Genomic DNA, 16,487 nt, shown 5'->3' on the forward strand with positions numbered 1-16,487 from the left:
CAAGGCACTCACCTCCGGTAGGCCCGGCCGAGGAAGGTCTCCAGCCGCTGCTGCAGCCAGGAGTAGACCACCACCAGAGCCCAGTAGATCAGGCCCACCACAAGGTAGGTCTCGAAGAAGCGGAACGTGGAGGAGGCGATGATCTTCGCCTCCGCGAACATCTCGGTCAGGCCGAGCGTGAAGGCGAGCGACGTCTCCTTGATGAGGGAGATGAAGATGTTGCCGGTCGCCGGCAGCGCGTTGTACGCGGCCTGCGGGAGGATCAGCCGCCGGTAGATCTGGGACTTCGTCATGCCGACGGCGAGGCCCGCCTCGTACTGGCCCTGGTCGACCGACGTCAGCGCGGCGCGGAAGATCTCGGCGAGGTAGGACGCCTCCTTCAGGCTGAAGCCGATGATGGCCGCCGTCATGGCGTCCATGGTCGACATCACCGGGAAGATCTGCGGCAGCCCGTAGTAGATGATGAAGAGCTGGACCAGCGTCGGGATGCCGCGGAACAGCGAGATGTACGCCATCGCGAGCTGGTTGAGCACCGGCACCTCGGTGAACCTGATGATCGCCAGGACCAGCGCGATGACCAGGGCGAACGCCATGGACACCACCGCGAGGACGAGGGTGATCGGCAGGTACAGCAGGACCTGCGGCAGGACCTCGAGCATGTACGTCAGGCTGATGTCCATCCCTCACCTCTTCCTCTGCGATGCGTTCTGGTGGACCGTGGTCGTGCGTCCGCCGGGGCGGTCCCGGCTCGCGGCCCGTCCGATCATGCCGTCTACGGCCGCGCGGCACCGTTCGACCGCCTGGCACCCACCGCGCGGCACCGACGGCGTGGCACCGTTCGCGCGGCGCGTCGGCGCCGCCCGGCGGCCGGCCGCACGCGGCGGCCTGCCGCGTGGCACCGCCCGGCCGGACGGCGCCACGCGCCGGTCACTGCTCCGTGAGCTCGGCCGGCTCGGACGTGATGTCCTCGCCGAAGTACTTCTCGCTCAGCTCGGCCAGGGTGCCGTCCTCGCGCAGCACGCCGACCTGCTCGGTCAGCGCCGCGTGGAGCTCGGCCCCCTCGTCGGTCTTCGCCAGCGGGAAGCCGACCCCCTCGTAGGCGATGGGGTCGCCGACCATCTTCAGGGGCGCGTCGGTGCGCTCGATCTCCGCGAGCAGCACGGGGCGCGAGTTGATGTAGCCGTCGACGCGGTTGTTGATCACGTCCTGCGTGGCGCCGTCGCGGGTCTCGTAGGTGCGCACCTCGACCCCCGTGCCCGACTCCTCCGCCCAGCGCTCGAGGTGCGCGGTGTTGTTCGAGCCGAGGACACCGGCGACGGTGCGGCCGGCGAGGTCCTCGAGCTCGTTGATGTCGTCGTTGGCCTCGTTGGTGACGATCTGGGCGCCGTAGTAGGCGTAGGGCTCGGTGAAGTCGTAGATCTCCGAGCGCTCCTCGGTGATCGCGACGGCGTTGGCGACGGTGTCGAGCCGGCCGGCCTCGAGCTGGCCCATCAGCCCGGCGAAGTCGGTGTTGGTCCACTCGACGTCCCAGCCGAGGTTGGCGGCGGCCGTCTCGATGACCTCGACGTCGAAGCCGATCAGCTCGCCGTCCTCCTGGAAGCTGTTCGGGTAGCTCTGCCCGGTGGACCCCACACGCAGGGTGCGGCTCTCCTCGCCCCCGGCGGCCGCGGTGGTCTCGTCGTCGGTCGCGGTGCCGGAGCACGCGGCAAGGACGGTGGCGAGGGCTGCTGCCGCGACGGCGACGGTGGTCTTGCGGTTCATGGGTGTTCCTCCGTGCTCATGGGTGCTGCTGCTGGAATCGCTCGTACGCTGCTGCGTCGAGCACTTTCGTGAGGTAGACGGTGATGTGTCCCCGGCCGAGGTCCGTGCGCCCGGTCTCCCGGTAGCCCAGGCGGGTGTACATGGCGGTGAGCCAGGGGTGGTGCTCCGCGGTGCCCAGGCTCACCGCAGGGGCGTGGAGCCGCTTGCGCAGGACCTCGTCCTCGACGTGCGCGACGAGGCGCTGGGCGTGGCCCTCGCGCTTGCGGTCCGGCGCCGTGGCGATCCAGCCGAGGTGCGGGAGGCCGTACGGCCCGGGGTTGGGTCCCCAGGGGTACCGCACCGAGACCGAGCTCACGAGCCGCCCCGCGTCCTCGAGCACGTAGACGACGTTCTCGGTGAGGTGCACCGCGACCTGCTCCGGGCCGGCGCTCGCGGCGGCGAAGTTGATCCCGAGGTCGCGGATCTCGCCGTAGGCCCCGGCGACGAGCTCGGCGTAGGCCGGCAGGTCCTCGGTGGTCGCGATGCGGATGTCGGACAAGTCAGATGCCTGCCTGCTCGGCCGCGGCGACGACGCGGTCGACGGTCGTCCCGGCGGCGCCGAGGTACTGGAGCGGGTCGAGCCACTCGGCGATGGCCTCGGCGGAGACCCTGCCGTCGAGGCGGGGATCCTCGCGCAGCACGTCGAGCAGCGGCCGGCCGGTCTCGACGGCGGTCATGGAGGCGTCGTACACCACCTGGTGCGCCGTCTGCTTGCCGAGGACGCGGCCCACCTCGAACATGACCTTCTCGGAGAGCAGCAGCCCGCCCTGCAGGTGCAGGTTGCGCGCCATGGCGTCCTTGTTGACGACCAGGCCGGGCAGCACCCTGGCCATGGTGCCCAGCTGGGCCGAGAGGTAGAGGTGCAGCTCCGGCAGCGAGATCCACTCGGCGCGCCAGCTGATGGCGTCCCGCTCGTGCACCGTGTTCATCGAGTCGAACGTCAGCCCCATCGCGTGCTTCATGGGGTTCGTCAGGGCGGCGACCCCCTCGAGCAGCGCGGGGTTGCGCTTGTGGGGCATCGTCGTCGAGCCGATCTTGCCGGCCGCGAAGGGCTCCTCGGTCTCGCCGATCTCGGTCCGCATGAGGTTGGTGAGCTCACCGGCGATCTTGCCGAGGCTCCCGGAGACGAGCGTGAGCACGGCGGCGTACTCGGAGATGCGGTCCCGGGCCGACTGCCAGGAGATGTTCGGGACGTTCAGGCCCAGGAGCTCGAGGGTGGCGCGCTCGACCTCGGGCCCGGTCTCGCCGAAGGCGGAGTAGGTGCCCACGGCGCCGTTGACGTTCCCGGTCAGCACCCGGTCCCGCACGGCTGCGAGCCGTTCGAGGTGCCGGACGAACTCGTCGAGCCAGACGGCGACCTTGAAGCCGAAGGTGGTCGGCAGCGCCTGGACGGCATGGGTGCGGGCGGTCATCGGGGTGTCGCGGTGCTCGACGGCGAGGGCCTTGAGGGCACGGGCGACGGCGAGTGCGTCGCGCTGGACGAGGTCGAGGCCCTCGCGGACCTGCAGCACCGTGGCGGTGTCGACGACGTCCTGCGTGGTGACGCCGTAGTGCACCCACTCCCCGTGCTCGCCGGCGGCGCGCTGGAGCGCGCTGACGGTGGCGTTGAGGGAGTGCATGGTCCGCGCCCCCTCCGCGGCGAGCGCCTCGACGTCCAGCCGACCGGCGTCGGCCGCGCCGCTGATGGCGTCGGCGGCCTCGGCCGGGATGATGCCCAGGGCTGCCTCGGCCCGGGCGAGCGCGCCCTCGACGTCGAGCTGCTTCTGCAGCCGGTTCCGCTCGTCCCACACGGCGCGCATCTCGGGCGTGCCGAAGCTGTTGCCGATGGTGAGCATGTCGACGACGTGCGATGGCATGGGGTCCCTCTCTGTCGGTACCGGCGACTGGAGGCACCACCTGCGTCCAGCAAGCGGACGCGACGGCTCGCCCTGTGGGCGACAGCCTGCCTCGAGCGAGGCTAACGGCCGGGCCGCGCTGTTTCATTCCCGGGACCAGCCACGTCCCGCGACCTGAGACGAGCCGGGCCCGCGACGTCAGCGGGTGATCTCCTCCAGCAGCTCGAGCACGTGTCGGTACGGCCGCGACGTCGCCGACGTCATGCCCATCTCGCAGGTGCGGTTGCAGGAGGCGTAGGCCTCGAAGGCTCCGCGCTCGCGCTCGACGGCGGCGAGCTCCGCCGCCTCCGCCTCGTTCGCGCCCGCCGGGAGCTCGGGGTGCAGCATGCCGCGGTCGCCGGCGGTGCCGCAGCAGCCCCAGGTCGCCGGCACGGTCACGTCCTCCGCCACCGCGGCGGCGACCTCCACGAGGTCCTCGACCATGCCGAGGTGCACCGCCGAGCAGGTCGGGTGCACCGCCATCGTCGCCAGGCGCCGGCCCGGGTCGACGTCGAGCGCGGGCAGCAGGTGCGTGCGTGCGTAGGTGACCGCGTCCACCAGCTGCAGGCTCGCCCACCGCTCGGCGAGCTCGCCCTCGAGCCGCCCGCCGATGCCGTCCAGACCGTGGGTGCAGCTCGACGCGTCGCACACCAGCGGCACCCGGCCGCCGTCGGTCAGGTCCCACACGACCTCGGCGACGTTGCGGGCCATGGTCGCGGCGCCGTCGACGAGTCCCTTGGACTCCCACACGGTGCCGCAGCACAGCGAGTCGATCCCGGGCGGCACCGCGACCGCGAGGCCGGCCCGCTCGCACAGCCGCAGGAACGCCGCGCCGGCGCCGAGCCCGTCGCCCTCGGCGGCGAAGATCGAGCCGATGCAGGCGGGGAAGAACACCAGGTCCGGCGGTGCCGTCTGCCCGACGGCGGCCGAGGCGGCGGCCGCCTCCGCGCGCGAGCCCCCGGGGCCGGGCAGGTCGTCGCCGAGCTCCGGGACCCAGTCGCGCAGCGTCTCGCCGGCGACGGCGCGCAGCGCCCTGGTCGTGGCGCGCAGCACCGGTCCCGGGACGGCGTCGGCGACGCTCAGCGCCCCGCGCAGCGCCGCCGTCGTGGGCCCCCACGACTTCGCGAGGAGGTCGCCCGCCGCGCGCACCGGCGCGGGGTTGGCGGCGGCCCGGAGCTCCTTCATCACCTTGCCGGTGTCGATCCCCACCGGGCACGCGAGAGAGCACAGCGAGTCGGCGGCACAGGTCTGCACGGCCGAGTAGGTGTAGTCGCGCTCGAGCTCGGCCCGCCGCTCGGGGGCGGCGACGGCCATCTCGCGCAGCAGCACGATGCGCTGGCGCGGCGTGGTCGTGGTGCTGCGCGACGGGCACACCGGCTCGCAGTAGCCGCACTCGACGCACCGGTCCACGTCCGGGTGCGCGGCCGGGAAGGTCTTGATGTTCTTCAGGTGCGCGCGAGGGTCCTCGTCCAGCACGACCCCGGGGCTCAGCACGCCGGCGGGGTCGCACAGCCGCTTGACCTCGCGCATCACGTCGTAGAGCTCGTCGCCGTACTGCCGGCGCACGTACGGGGCCATGATGCGCCCGGTGCCGTGCTCGGCCTTGAGCGAGCCGTCCGCGCCGAGGATGAGGTCCACCAGGTCCTCGGTGAAGGCGGCGTAGGCGTCGAGCTCGGCACGCACGTCCAGGCGCGGGTTGATCTGGAAGTGCAGGTTGGCGTCCTTGGCGTGCCCGAAGATGACAGCGTCGTCGTAGCCGTACCTCTCCAGCAGGACGCCGAGGTCCTTCACGGCGCGAGGCAGCGCCGGCGGCGGGACCACGATGTCCTCCAGCAGGGCGGTGGTGCCCTGCGGGCGTGCCCCGGCGACGGCGGCGTAGAGCACCTTGCGGGTGACCCACATGCGGGCCCGCGCGGTGGGATCGGTCGTCAGGTCGGCCGGGGCGCTCAGGTCCAGGCCCGCGACGACCGGCCGGATCCGCTCGGTGGCCGCGGACAGGCCGTCCGCGGTGGCGTCCTGGACCTCCACCAGCAGCGCGGTGTGCTCCTGGACCGTCAGGGCCCGCATGGTCTCGGGCGACTTCGGGTCCCGTTGGGAGACCCGCAGGGAGGAGGCGTCGAGCAGCTCGACGGCGACGGCCCCGGCCTCGGTGAGCGGGATGATCGCGTCGGTCGCGCGGTCGATGGAGTCGAAGACGCACAGCGCCGTCGCCGCGTGCGGCAGCGCGGGCACGGTCCGCAGCGTGACCTCGGCGACGTAGGCCAGGGTGCCCTCGGAGCCGATGACCAGGTGCGCGAGGATGTCGACGGCGGAGTCGTGGTCGAGGAGCGCGTTGAGGCCGTAGCCCATCGTGTTCTTCATCGAGAACTGGTGCTCGATGCGCGCGCGCAGCCGCGCGTCGGAGCGCACCCGGTCGCGCAGCCCCAGCAGCCCGGCGTGGAGCTCGGGCTCGAGGCCGCGCAGCAGGGCGTCGGCGTCCGGGCGGGCGGTGTCGATCACCGTGCCGGAGGGCAGCACGAGCACCATCGACTCGAGCGTGCGGTAGGCGGTGGCGGAGGTGCCCGACGTCATCCCCGAGGAGTTGTTCGCGACGACCCCGCCGATCGTGCAGGCGATCTCGCTCGCGGGGTCCGGCCCGAGCCGGCGACCGTACCGGGTCAGGGCGGCGTTGACCCGCCGGAGCACCGCGCCGGGCTGGCAGCGGACCCGCGCGCCGTCGTCGAGGACCTCGACCTCGGCGAGGTGACGACGCACGTCCACGAGCACACCTTCGGTGACGCCCTGCCCGGACAACGACGTGCCGCCGGCACGGAACGTCAGCGCGGTGCCGGTGCGGGTGGCCTCGGCCAGCACGGCGGCGACCTGCTCGGTGGAGGTGGCGGTCACCACGGCCGCCGGGGTGAGCAGGTAGTGCGACGCGTCGTGGGCGAGCCGGGCACGGTCGGCGACGGCGGTGGAGACGTTGCCGCTGCCGGCCGCACGAGCGATCACGGCGAGGCCGGCCTCCGCCGGCGCGAGGGGAGGTGCCGGGGCGTCGTCGGCGACGGTCATGCAGGGGCCCTTCCTGGCTGGGTGCGTGCGCCACCACTCTGCCACCGCCCGCCCCGGGTGGCGGTCGGTGAGCGCCGTGCGAGCGCCCGTGAACCGCTCCTGGAGCGTCCCTGCGTCGTGTCAAACGATCCAGGTCCCGTTCCGGTTCCGCCAGACGGTCATCCCCCTGACCGGGGGCGTGGTCAGCGATAGCGTTGCAGGTACCCACACCCCTTCGTCCGCCGGGGGGCGACTGCCCGAGGAGGGCTCATGAGATCCGCGTCGCGCCGTCGCACGCTCCTCGGAGGTGCAGGCGCCGCGGTCGCGCTGGCGCTGGCGGCCTGCTCCCCCGGCGCGCAGGACGTGGAGGCAGGGAGCTCGGGGGCCACGGACGCCTCGGGCATGACGACGGTGACCTTCCGGCTGTGGGACGAGGTGGCCGCCCCCGCCTACGAGGAGTCCTTCGACGCGTTCGCCGCCGCGCACCCCGACATCCGGGTGGAGGTCGAGGTGGTGCCCTGGGCGGAGTACTGGGAGCGCCTGCCGCAGGACGTCTCCGCCGGCGAGATGTCGGACATCTACTGGACGAACACCTCCACCTTCGGCCCCTACGCCGAGAGCGGCGACCTCATCGACGTCTCCGACGCCCTCGGCGACGAGCACGACGAGTGGGAGGAGTCGGTGGTCGACCTGTTCACGCGCGACGGCTCGCTCTGGGGCGTGCCGCAGCTCTGGGAGTCCGTCGCGCTGTACTACAACAAGAGCCTCGTGGAGGAGGCCGGCGTCGACCCGACGGAGCTCGTCTGGGCACCGCCGGCCGAGGACTCCGACGCGCCGGTCGGCGAGGCGGACACGCTGCTCGCCGCCGCCCGGGCGCTGACCACCGACGCCGCCGGGGTGCACGCCGGCGCGGACGGCTTCGACGCCGGCGCGATCCAGACGTTCGGGATCAACGCCCAGGGCGACCCGCAGGCGGTCTACGTGCCGTTCCTCGCGCAGAACGGGGCTCGGTTCCTGAAGGGCGGCGAGCTCGCCTTCGCCACACCCGAGGGTGCGGCGGCCTTCCAGTACCTGGTCGACCTCGTCCGCGTCCACCGCGTCGCCCCGTCCGCCGCGGCCCCGGACGCCGACGGCGACCCCGCGCGCGACCTGTTCCTGCAGGGCAGGCTCGGCCTCTTCCTGTCCGGCCCCGACGACCTGCGCACGATCTCCGACGACGCTCAGCTCGAGTGGGGCGTCGCCCCGATGGTCGCCGGGCCGGAGGGCCGCATCGGCGTCGTGAACGGGGTCGCCGCCGTGGGCAACGCGCACACCGAGCACGAGGACGCCACCGTCGAGGTGCTGAGGTGGCTCGGTTCCGCCGACGGCCAGGCGGCGCTCGCCAGCCAGGGGGTGGGCTTCCCCGGCGTCGTCGACGCGCAGGGCACCTTCGTGGAGTACTGGGCCGAGCGCGACGTCGACGTGGAGGCTTTCGTCGACGCCGCCCAAGAACCCGTCGTCCCGGCGCCGGTCGGCCCCGACGTCGAGGCGGCGATCGACGCGCTCGCCCCGGTCCTGCACGAGATGTTCCGCGGCGCCGTCCCCGTGCCCGAGGCGCTGGAGCAGGCGCAGAAGGCGGGCAACGAGGCGCTGCGGGAGTAGCCGTCCTCGTCCCGGCGCTGCCCGGGCCCACCCGCCGGTGGGTCGGTCCGCTCAGGTGCGCAGACCGGTGAGCCAGGCATCGACGTCCGCCTGGCTGCGCAGCCGCACGAGCACGACGTGGGGGGAGCGTGCGGCCAGCCGGGCGGGTAGGTCGTCGAACTTGTGCCGGGTGTCCCACGCCCAGCGCACGATGTGCTCGCGGTCGTGCAGCACGGTGCGCAGCGGCGGCTCGATGTTGCCCGCCGCCCACAACGACTCCCGGCGCAGGCGGCGCCGGACCGTGCGGCGCAGCACCCGTACCATCCGCACGGGCACCGGCAGGTCCAACCAGACCATGAGCTCGGCACGGTCGGCGATGAGCGGTCGCGCCGCCGTGTACTGCCACTCGGTCACCCAGCGCTCGGTCCGGACGAACGCCTCGACGTCGGCCAGGAAGTCGGGGCGCGGTGTCCAGGCGGGCCCCCAGTGCAGGCCGTCGATCTCGACGTGCGGCAGCTGGAGCCGGGTGGCCAGCCGCTCGGCGAGCGTGGTCTTGCCGACCCCGGCGGTGCCGACGACGGCGATCCGTCGCGGCACGATGGGCAGCGGGTCCGTCGGGCCGAGGGTGCGCACCGCGGGAGCCTAACGGAGCGGGCGCGCGCCGGTTCGGACCGAGCCGGGAATTGCCGGGCTCGCTCAGACCTCCTTGAGGGCGCCGACGACGGCGGCGAGGGACTCCTTCGCGTCACCGAAGAGCACCTGCGTGCGCTCGGCGAAGAGCAGCTCGTTCTCGATGCCGGCGAAGCCCGGCCGCATGGAGCGCTTGAGGAAGATGGTCTGCCCGGCCTCGTCGGCGTTGATGATCGGCATGCCGTAGATCGGGGCGGCGGGGTCGGTGCGCGCGGCGGGGTTGACCACGTCGTTGGCGCCGACCACGACGACGACGTCGGTGGCCGGCATGGCGGCGTTGACGTCGTCGGCCTCGACGAGCAGCTCGTAGGGCACGTTCGCCTCGGCCAGCAGGACGTTCATGTGGCCCGGCATCCGGCCGGCGACCGGGTGGATGCCGTAGACGGCGTCCACGCCCCGTGCGCGCAGGGCGGTGACGAGCTCGGCGACGGTGTGCTGCGCCTGGGCGACCGCCAGGCCGTAGCCCGGCACCACGACCACGCGGGAGGCGTAGGCGAGGGTGATGGCGACGTCCTCGGCCTGCGCGCGGCGTACCGGCCGGTCGGAGGCCTGGGTGGAGCCGGCGGTGGAGCCGCCCCGGAGGGCCCCGAACAGGATGCCGGTGACGGAGCGGCCCATCGCCGTCGCCATGGCGATGGTGAGGATGGTGCCGGCCGCGCCGACGAGCGTGCCGGCGACGAGCAGCATCGTGCTCCCCATCGCCCAGCCGGAGGCGGCGACGGCCAGTCCGGTGAAGGCGTTGAGCAGCGAGATGACGATGGGGACGTCCGCGCCGCCGACGGGCAGGACGAGGAGGGCCCCGAAGGCGAGACCGAGCGCGAGGAGGGCGACGCCGAGCCACACCTGACCGGTCAGCGCGACGCCGACGGCGAGGGCGAGCCCGGCCAGGAGCGCGAGGACGAGCACCGGTCCGGCGCCGGGTACGACGATGGGGCGGGCGCTGACGGTGCCCTGGAGCTTGCCGAAGGTCAGCAGCGAGCCGAGCAGCGACGTCGACCCCACGAAGATCGCGAACGCCGTCGCGGTGGTGGCGACGTGCCCGCCGGTGCCGGACCACTCGGCCAGCTCGACGACGCCCACCAGAGCCGCCGCGCCGCCGCCCACACCGTTGAAGACGGCCACGAGCTGCGGGATCTCCGTCATCTTGACGCGGCGCGCCGCGGGGACGGCGACGACGGAACCGACGCCGACCGCACCCAGCACCACGGCGAGGTTGGCGCCCTCGAACTCCGTGGACAGCAGCACCGTGGCGACGGCCAGGGTGGCACCGGCCGCACCGATCAGGTTCCCGCGGCGGGCACCGCGCGGCGACGACAGCCCCTTGAGGGCGAGGACGAAGCAGACGGCGGCCACCAGGTAGAGCAGCTCCGCGACCGTGCCGGGCAGGACGTTCATCGGTGGTCGCTCCCCACCGGCTCGTCCGTGCTCCGCCGCCGGGGCCGGCCGGAGAACATCTCGAGCATCCGGTCGGTCACGACGAAGCCGCCCACGAGGTTGACGGTGGCCAGGAAGGTCGCGAGCGCGCCGAGGGCGAGGAGCACCGGCGAGGTGGCGTGGGCCGTCACCACGATCGCGCCGACCAGGATGATGCCGTGGATGGCGTTGGCGCCGGACATCAACGGGGTGTGCAGGGTCGTGGAGACCTTCGAGATGACCTCGACGCCGACGAAGGCGGCGAGGACGAACAGCGTCAGGATCGTCAGGCCGGTCATCGGGACTCCTCCGCGTGGCCGACGCGGACGGTGTCCTCGCCGGCGTCGTCGTCGATGGTGGGGGCCGGCACGGCCGCGCCGTCCGCCCCGCGGGTGGTGCCGTCGTGGGTCAGCGCCATGCCCGCCACGATGTCGTCGTCGAGCGGCACGGACAGGGCGCCGTCGGCGTCGGTCAGCAGCGCGACGACGTTGGCGACGTTCTTGGCGAAGAGCCGCGAGGAGTCGGTGGGCAGGTCGGACGGCGCGGACCCGAGGCCGACGATCGTCACCGGCCCGCCGCCGCGCGAGCTCGGCACCGTGACGTCCGTCCCGGGCGTCGAGCCCTCCACGTTGCCGCCGGACGCGGCGGCGAGGTCGACGACGACCGACCCCGGGCGCATGGCGGCCACCATGTCGCCGGTCACCAGGAGCGGCGCGCGCCGGCCGGGGACCGCGGCGGTGGTGATGAGCACGTCCGCGTCGGCGACGTGCGGGGCGAGCGCGGCCTGCTGCCGCTCGCCGGCGGTCGCGGCGAGCTCGCGGGCGTAACCGCCGGCGCCGCTGCCGGCGGCGGGGTCGATGCCCACGTCGATGAAGGTGGCGCCGACCGAGCGGACCTCCTCGGCGGAGTCCGGGCGGATGTCGTTGGCCGCCACCTTCGCACCCAGACGCCTCGCGGTCGCGATGGCCTGCAGCCCCGCCACCCCGACGCCGAGCACGACGACCTTGGCCGGCGGCACGGTGCCCGCGGCGGTCATCGCCAGGGGGAAGAAGCGGGGCAGGCGCACGGCCGCCTCGAGCACGGCGCGGTAGCCGGCGGCGAGTGCCTGCGAGGACAGGACGTCCATGGCCTGGGCGCGGGAGGTGCGGGGCAGCCGTTCGAAGGCGAGCATCGTGACCCGCCGCCCGTTCGCGGCACGGAGCCGCTCCTCGTCGTCCAGCGGGGCGTCGAGGCCGACCGTCACCGCGCCCTCCCTCAGCCGGGCCAGGGCTGCGGCGGGCAGCGGGCTCACGTGGGCGAGGACGTCCACCTCGGCGAGGTCGACGGCGGGGACGACGTCGGCGCCGGCTGCGCGGTAGGAGTCGTCGTCGTAGTGGGCCGCGACGCCGGCCCCGGCCTCGACCAGGACCCGGTACCCGGCCCGCACCAGCGCTGCCACCACCTCGGGGACCAGGGCCACCCGGGTCTCGGGTGCGGGTTCTCGCGGCGCTGCGACGGTGATCACGCAGACGAGCGTAGGCGCGTCGGCAGGCGAATTCTGGGACTTCGTCCCCTCGCACGCGAGGAACGCGGAGGTGACGCCCCGCCTACAGCGATCCCCAGCGGAGCGCCACCGGCCGGTGGTAGTCGTGCATGTCGATGAGCACGTCGGCGCACGCGACCGGGTCCACCCGGTCCCGGTAGAGGCGCAGGGCGGGCAGGTACCGCTCGCGCAGCAGCCTGGCGACGAGCTGGATGTCCGCCTCCACCGCGGCCGTGTCCGCGGACATCCCGTCCACGACGCCGTCGGCCTCGGCGCGGTAGCGCTCCAGGTACCGCGTGAGGGAGACCTCCTCGGGGACGGAGAGGTAGATCGTCAGGTCCCACAGGTCCACGAGCTCGGGCCGCTGCAGCCCCATCCCGTTCACGAGCACCACGGTCCCCGGCGGGTCGGCGTCGGGATCCCCCTCGGTGATCTCGCGGATCCGGGCGAGGTCGAAGGCGTTCTCGTAGAGCCAGGCCGGATCGGCAGCCACGTCGGAGCGTCGGACGTGGGACGGGACCATGAACTCGTCGGAGGTGAAGCGGCGCACCTCGGCGCCGTCGGTCAGCAGCGGCCGGAGGAGGTCGTCGAGCTCACGGGCGAAGGTCGCCTTGCCGGCCCCGTCGAGACCGTCGACGGCGACCCGGAGCACCGGGACGGAACGTGCTCTCTCCGCCAGTCCTCGGGCGATCCGTCCGAGAACCTCCTGGCGTACCCCCGTCGCCGTCATGGCCTGATCGTAGGTACGAGTCCCGTGGTCCGTGCCGAAACGGGCCGCACGGTCCGGCCGTCTCACGGATCGGGCGGGGAAGCGGACATTTCCGGGCATCGGCGACCACCATCCGGACGCCCGCGGGCCCGACGGCTCCGAAAGGTCGCCGGGCGCGGAGCCCGCTGTCACACCAGCAGCAGCACCCCGCCGAGCGCGAGGCCGGCCGAGATCACCGTGGCCAGCAGCCCGAGGAGCAGCGCCGGTCCGCCGCGGCTGATCAGGGTGCGCACGTTCACCCCGGTGCCGAGCGCCACCATCGCGACGGTGATCAGCAGGGTGGAGGCCGTCTGGACGGCGTCCTGGACGACCGCCGGCACCGGCAGCAGCGACCGCACGGCCACGAGCACCAGGAAGCCCAGGACGAAGCCGGGCACGATCGGCGGCCGGGAGGTCGGGACGACGGCAGGGTGCGGCGCACCGGTGACGACGCTCGCGGACTCGACGGCGACCAGGTGCTCGACCTCGGCGCGGGCACGTCGGCTCCGTGCGTAGCCGACGCCGGCGACCAGCGGGGCCAGCAGCACCACCCGGCCCAGCTTGGTGACCACCGCGGTGGCCAGCACGGCCTCGCCCACCAGCCCGCCGGCGGCCACGACCTGCCCGACCTCGTGGATGCTGGCGCCGAGGAAGACCCCGGTGCCGTGCGCGCCCAGGTCGAGGGCGCCGGCGAGCCCGGGGAGCAGGAGCATCGAGAGGGTGCCGAAGATCGTCACCGCGGCGACGGCGGTCGCCGCGGCGTCCTCGACGTCCTCGTCGTCGGCCTCGGCCGGGGCGCGGGCGCCTGGGGTGCCCCGGGTGTCCACCACGGCCGCCATGGCAGCGACGGCGGAGGCCCCGCAGATGGCGGTGCCGGTGGCCAGCAGCATGCGCAGGGCCGCGGGCACGCGCATGAGCCGCCCGAGCAGCAGGGTCAGGGTCCAGGTTCCGGTGACGGTGATCGCGATGACGGCGACGGCGCCCCAGCCCAGGCCGACCACCTCGGGCACCGACAGCTGGAGCCCGAGCAGGACGACGCCGAGGCGCAGCACCGTGCGGGCGCTGAAGCGGAGCCCCTCCTCGGCGCCGGCCGGCACGAGCCGCAGGTTGCGGACGAGCACCCCGACGGCGATGGCGACCAGCAGGGCGGAGACCACCGGGACGGCACGGTTGACCGCGTAGGCCAGCAGCGCGACCGCCGTCGCGAGCAGGAGCCCCGGGGCGCGACGGCGCCAGGTGGCGAGGGAGGCAGGCACGGGTGACAGCATGGCACCGCGACCGCCTGTGCCGGCTCGCGCGTGCCACGATCTGGCCGCCGGCAGCGGGTGAGTTGTCCGTCGGCGGCGGGCGGGTTGGCGGTCCCGCCGAGCGACTGGCGCGCGGGCCGTCGGCGGCCGGTGAGTTGTCCGCGGGCCACACAGCGGCTGAGTCGGCCGCCGTCCCACCAGCGGGTCGCTCGGTGCGGGCGACATCGCGCCGTGCTGGAGTAGAGCCGTGGGGGTGACGACGCAACGGTCCGCGCCGCGGCGCCCGTCGGCGGCTGCGGCGGCACGGCGGGGGCCGGCGGCTGCGCGGCGGCGGTCGGCAGCGCAGCGGCCGTCGGGGTCGTCGGCCGTGCGCCGTCGGATGGTCCGACGGCGTGTGCGGATCATGCGGGCCGCCGTCGCCCTGCTCCTGCTGTCCGTCGCCGCGATGGTGATGTGGCCGTCGCGGCCGGCCGCGCCCGCCCTGACCATGAACGTGGCGCCGGTCGCGGCGTTGCCGGCCGCACCGGCGGCGTGGACCGGCGATGACACGGGCTGCGTTGTGCCCGACCCGACCGGCACCGGTGGGTGCGTCGCCGGCTCGACCGCCTGGATGATCGACCAGCTGCGCAGCGGTTTCGGAGAGCTGCCCACCACCTGCTGGAGCGAGCACGCCTGGAACCCGGCCTCGGACCACCCCGCCGGCCTGGGTTGCGACTTCTTCTTCGGCGCGACCGGTGAGTTCCCGACGGGTGCGGAGCTGTCGCTCGGGTGGACCGTCGCGGAGTGGCTGCGGGTGCACGCCGCGGACCTGCGTGTCAGCTACGTGATCTGGCAGGGCCGGATCTGGACGCACGACCGGGCCGTCGAGGGCTGGCGGCCGTACACCGGCGGCGGCGTGTACGACGCGCAGGACGCCACGGGCGGCCACTACGACCACATCCACGTCTCCCTGCGCGGATGAGGCGGTCGTCGCTCTGGTCGGACCCGGCCGGTCGTGGCCGGCTGGGCGTCCCCGGCTGGTCGTGGCCGGTGGTCCCGCCCGGCTGGTCGGGCCCGGCTGGTCCTCCCCGGCTGGTCGGGCACGGGGGGTCGGTCAGTTTCACTGCCGATGTGGTTGCTATAGCGACCGCATCGGCAGTGAAGTTGGCGTCGGGCACGGGCCAGCCGTGGCACCTCGGCGAGCACAGACCCAGGCCGAGGCACAGGCACAGGCACAGGCACAGGCACAGGCACAGGCACAGGTAGCCCCGGCCGCACCGGGCGCTGAGGTACTGGTCAGGCCGCTCGGCACGGATGGTCCTAACCGGCGCGGCCAGTCCCGCGGCGTGGTCCGGCGCGTGCCGTGTGTCTAGTCTTGCCGGATGAGCGAGCAGACCGCCTTCGACGACGGCGCGACCCTGACCGGTGAGTCCGACGAGCGGGAGATGCTCGGCTGGGCGGAGTTCGGCGAGGCCGCCCGCGAGCTGGCTCGTCAGGTGGTCCGCTCGGGGTGGATGCCGGACCTCGTCATCGCCGTCGCCCGTGGCGGCCTGGTGCCGGCGGGTGCGGTCGCCTACGCGCTCGGGACCAAGGCGATGGGCACCCTCAACGTGGAGTTCTACACCGGCGTCGCGGAGACGCTGCCCGAACCGGTCGTGCTGCCGCCGCTGATGGACACCTCCGAGCTGCCCGGCCGCAAGGTCCTGGTGGTCGACGACGTCGCCGACTCCGGCAAGACCCTTGCCCTGGTCATGGATCTCATCCGCTCCAAGGGCCTGCCTGCGGACGTCGACGCCGACGGCGTGGCTCAGGAGACGCTGGCCGTGGACGCGCGTTCCGCCGTCGTCTACGCCAAGCCGCGGTCGATCATCGACGCCGACTACGTCTGGCGCCGGACCGACCGGTGGATCATGTTCCCCTGGTCCTCTCAGCCGCCGGTGACCGAGGAGGTCTGAGCCAGCCGCTCCTGCAGGTACTCGACGATCCCCTCCGCGCCGCGCTCGACGACCTCGAGGGTGTCGTAGAAGCCGGAGTGGTCGCCGTACCAGGGGTCCGGCACGTCGAGGTCGTACTCCCCCGTGGCCGGACCGGGTGCCTCGGCAGTCGCGTCGAACTCGCGCCAGAGCCGCACCTCGGCGCTCGCTGTGGGGTCGCCGGACGCCGTCTCGGCGCGGGCGTCGATCTCGGCGCGACGCTGCAGCGCCCGCACGTGCTGGTTCGTCATGGCCAGCACGAGGTCGTAGTCGGCGAGCTCGCCCGGCCCGACCTGGTGGGCACGGTGGTCGTGGATCGGGTAGCCGTGCTCGGTCAGCACGGCGCGGGCACGGCGGTCGATCGGGTTGCCGTGCTCCTCGTCGCTGATGCCGGCGGAGGCGACCTCGACGGCGGCGTCCAGGCCGGCGTCGGCGAGGCGCTCGCGCAGGACGATCTCGCCCATGGGCGAGCGGCAGATGTTCCCGGTGCACACGACGAGCACGCGGAAGGGACGGTCGGCGGGGAGGTCTGGCATGACCCCATGGTGCCAGCGCCGGACATGGGCAAAGAAACGTGTGGACAGGCCGGGG

Annotated in this window: 15 protein-coding genes; 3 read left to right on the top strand and 12 right to left on the bottom strand. The window is 73.7% G+C overall.

Translation table 11 applies throughout. The features are described 5' to 3' along the window. Window positions 1–8: 8 nt before the first annotated feature. From GD748_RS04425 to GD748_RS04445, 5 genes are all read right to left on the bottom strand, one after another. Complete coding sequence (locus GD748_RS04425) at window positions 9–680, bottom strand: amino acid ABC transporter permease (RefSeq protein WP_152193938.1); 672 nt, start codon at window positions 678–680, stop codon at window positions 9–11. Window positions 681–927: 247 nt separating this feature from the next. Beyond that, window positions 928–1,761, bottom strand: coding sequence for a transporter substrate-binding domain-containing protein (locus GD748_RS04430; protein ID WP_152193939.1), 834 nt, complete (start codon window positions 1,759–1,761; stop codon window positions 928–930). 16 nt (window positions 1,762–1,777) lie between these two features. After that, window positions 1,778–2,299, bottom strand: coding sequence for a GNAT family N-acetyltransferase (locus tag GD748_RS04435; protein WP_152193940.1), 522 nt, complete (start codon window positions 2,297–2,299; stop codon window positions 1,778–1,780). A 1-nt stretch (window position 2,300) separates the two neighbouring features. Then, window positions 2,301–3,656 (bottom strand): adenylosuccinate lyase, encoded by a 1,356-nt coding sequence (purB, locus tag GD748_RS04440; protein ID WP_152193941.1) that lies wholly within the window; start codon window positions 3,654–3,656, stop codon window positions 2,301–2,303. A gap of 177 nt (window positions 3,657–3,833) precedes the next feature. Next, window positions 3,834–6,725, bottom strand: a complete 2,892-nt coding sequence (locus tag GD748_RS04445) for an FAD-binding and (Fe-S)-binding domain-containing protein (protein WP_152193942.1) — start codon at window positions 6,723–6,725, stop codon at window positions 3,834–3,836. A 249-nt stretch (window positions 6,726–6,974) separates the two neighbouring features. Here GD748_RS04445 and GD748_RS04450 point away from each other — a divergent pair, with 249 nt between their 5' ends. Continuing rightward, on the top strand, window positions 6,975–8,345 hold the full coding sequence (locus GD748_RS04450) for an ABC transporter substrate-binding protein (RefSeq protein ID WP_152193943.1): 1,371 nt from the start codon (window positions 6,975–6,977) through the stop codon (window positions 8,343–8,345). 51 nt (window positions 8,346–8,396) lie between these two features. Here the strand turns inward: GD748_RS04450 and GD748_RS04455 are convergent, their stop codons facing one another. The 6 genes from GD748_RS04455 to GD748_RS04480 all read right to left on the bottom strand — a co-directional run bounded on the left by GD748_RS04455 (window position 8,397) and on the right by GD748_RS04480 (window position 13,953). After that, on the bottom strand, window positions 8,397–8,957 hold the full coding sequence (locus tag GD748_RS04455) for a P-loop NTPase family protein (protein ID WP_152193944.1): 561 nt from the start codon (window positions 8,955–8,957) through the stop codon (window positions 8,397–8,399). 63 nt (window positions 8,958–9,020) lie between these two features. Next, window positions 9,021–10,409 carry an NAD(P)(+) transhydrogenase (Re/Si-specific) subunit beta gene (locus GD748_RS04460; protein ID WP_152193945.1) on the bottom strand — a complete coding sequence of 463 codons (1,389 nt, stop codon included), beginning with the start codon at window positions 10,407–10,409 and terminating at the stop codon, window positions 9,021–9,023. Continuing rightward, a complete protein-coding gene (locus GD748_RS04465; RefSeq protein WP_152193946.1) occupies window positions 10,406–10,726 on the bottom strand; it encodes an NAD(P) transhydrogenase subunit alpha in 321 nt (106 codons plus the stop codon). The genes GD748_RS04460 and GD748_RS04465 overlap by 4 nt, the downstream gene beginning before the upstream one ends. After that, window positions 10,723–11,931 (bottom strand): NAD(P) transhydrogenase subunit alpha, encoded by a 1,209-nt coding sequence (locus GD748_RS04470; RefSeq protein WP_152193947.1) that lies wholly within the window; start codon window positions 11,929–11,931, stop codon window positions 10,723–10,725. The genes GD748_RS04465 and GD748_RS04470 overlap by 4 nt, the downstream gene beginning before the upstream one ends. A gap of 82 nt (window positions 11,932–12,013) precedes the next feature. Continuing rightward, a complete protein-coding gene (locus tag GD748_RS04475; protein WP_152193948.1) occupies window positions 12,014–12,679 on the bottom strand; it encodes a nucleoside/nucleotide kinase family protein in 666 nt (221 codons plus the stop codon). Window positions 12,680–12,846: 167 nt separating this feature from the next. Further along, entirely contained in the window at window positions 12,847–13,953 is a 1,107-nt protein-coding gene (locus GD748_RS04480; protein WP_226920751.1) for a YeiH family protein, read from the bottom strand. A gap of 385 nt (window positions 13,954–14,338) precedes the next feature. Here GD748_RS04480 and GD748_RS04485 point away from each other — a divergent pair, with 385 nt between their 5' ends. Together GD748_RS04485 and GD748_RS04495 are read left to right on the top strand one after the other, a co-directional pair. Then, window positions 14,339–14,905 (top strand): hypothetical protein, encoded by a 567-nt coding sequence (locus GD748_RS04485; protein WP_193312808.1) that lies wholly within the window; start codon window positions 14,339–14,341, stop codon window positions 14,903–14,905. 400 nt (window positions 14,906–15,305) lie between these two features. After that, window positions 15,306–15,878 (top strand): phosphoribosyltransferase, encoded by a 573-nt coding sequence (locus tag GD748_RS04495; protein ID WP_152193951.1) that lies wholly within the window; start codon window positions 15,306–15,308, stop codon window positions 15,876–15,878. Here the strand turns inward: GD748_RS04495 and GD748_RS04500 are convergent. Then, the gene (locus GD748_RS04500; RefSeq protein ID WP_152193952.1) at window positions 15,851–16,432 is read right to left on the bottom strand and encodes a low molecular weight protein-tyrosine-phosphatase; all 582 of its coding nucleotides are present in this window, start codon (window positions 16,430–16,432) and stop codon (window positions 15,851–15,853) included. The two genes, GD748_RS04495 and GD748_RS04500, sit on opposite strands and share 28 nt — an antisense overlap. Between the last annotated feature and the right edge of the window lie 55 nt (window positions 16,433–16,487).

Source organism: Georgenia subflava, from assembly GCF_009193155.1.
Taxonomy (GTDB): domain Bacteria; phylum Actinomycetota; class Actinomycetes; order Actinomycetales; family Actinomycetaceae; genus Georgenia; species Georgenia subflava.

Excerpts from the sequence above, each read along its gene's own strand:
- GD748_RS04425 (WP_152193938.1), bottom strand. The coding sequence starts at position 680 with ATGGACATCAGCCTGACGTACATGCTCGAGGTCCTGCCGCAGGTCCTG.
- GD748_RS04430 (WP_152193939.1), bottom strand. The coding sequence starts at position 1,761 with ATGAACCGCAAGACCACCGTCGCCGTCGCGGCAGCAGCCCTCGCCACC.
- purB (WP_152193941.1), bottom strand. The coding sequence starts at position 3,656 with ATGCCATCGCACGTCGTCGACATGCTCACCATCGGCAACAGCTTCGGC.
- GD748_RS04445 (WP_152193942.1), bottom strand. The coding sequence starts at position 6,725 with ATGACCGTCGCCGACGACGCCCCGGCACCTCCCCTCGCGCCGGCGGAG.
- GD748_RS04450 (WP_152193943.1), top strand. The coding sequence starts at position 6,975 with ATGAGATCCGCGTCGCGCCGTCGCACGCTCCTCGGAGGTGCAGGCGCC.
- GD748_RS04460 (WP_152193945.1), bottom strand. The coding sequence starts at position 10,409 with ATGAACGTCCTGCCCGGCACGGTCGCGGAGCTGCTCTACCTGGTGGCC.
- GD748_RS04465 (WP_152193946.1), bottom strand. The coding sequence starts at position 10,726 with ATGACCGGCCTGACGATCCTGACGCTGTTCGTCCTCGCCGCCTTCGTC.
- GD748_RS04475 (WP_152193948.1), bottom strand. The coding sequence starts at position 12,679 with ATGACGGCGACGGGGGTACGCCAGGAGGTTCTCGGACGGATCGCCCGA.
- GD748_RS04495 (WP_152193951.1), top strand. The coding sequence starts at position 15,306 with ATGAGCGAGCAGACCGCCTTCGACGACGGCGCGACCCTGACCGGTGAG.
- GD748_RS04500 (WP_152193952.1), bottom strand. The coding sequence starts at position 16,432 with ATGCCAGACCTCCCCGCCGACCGTCCCTTCCGCGTGCTCGTCGTGTGC.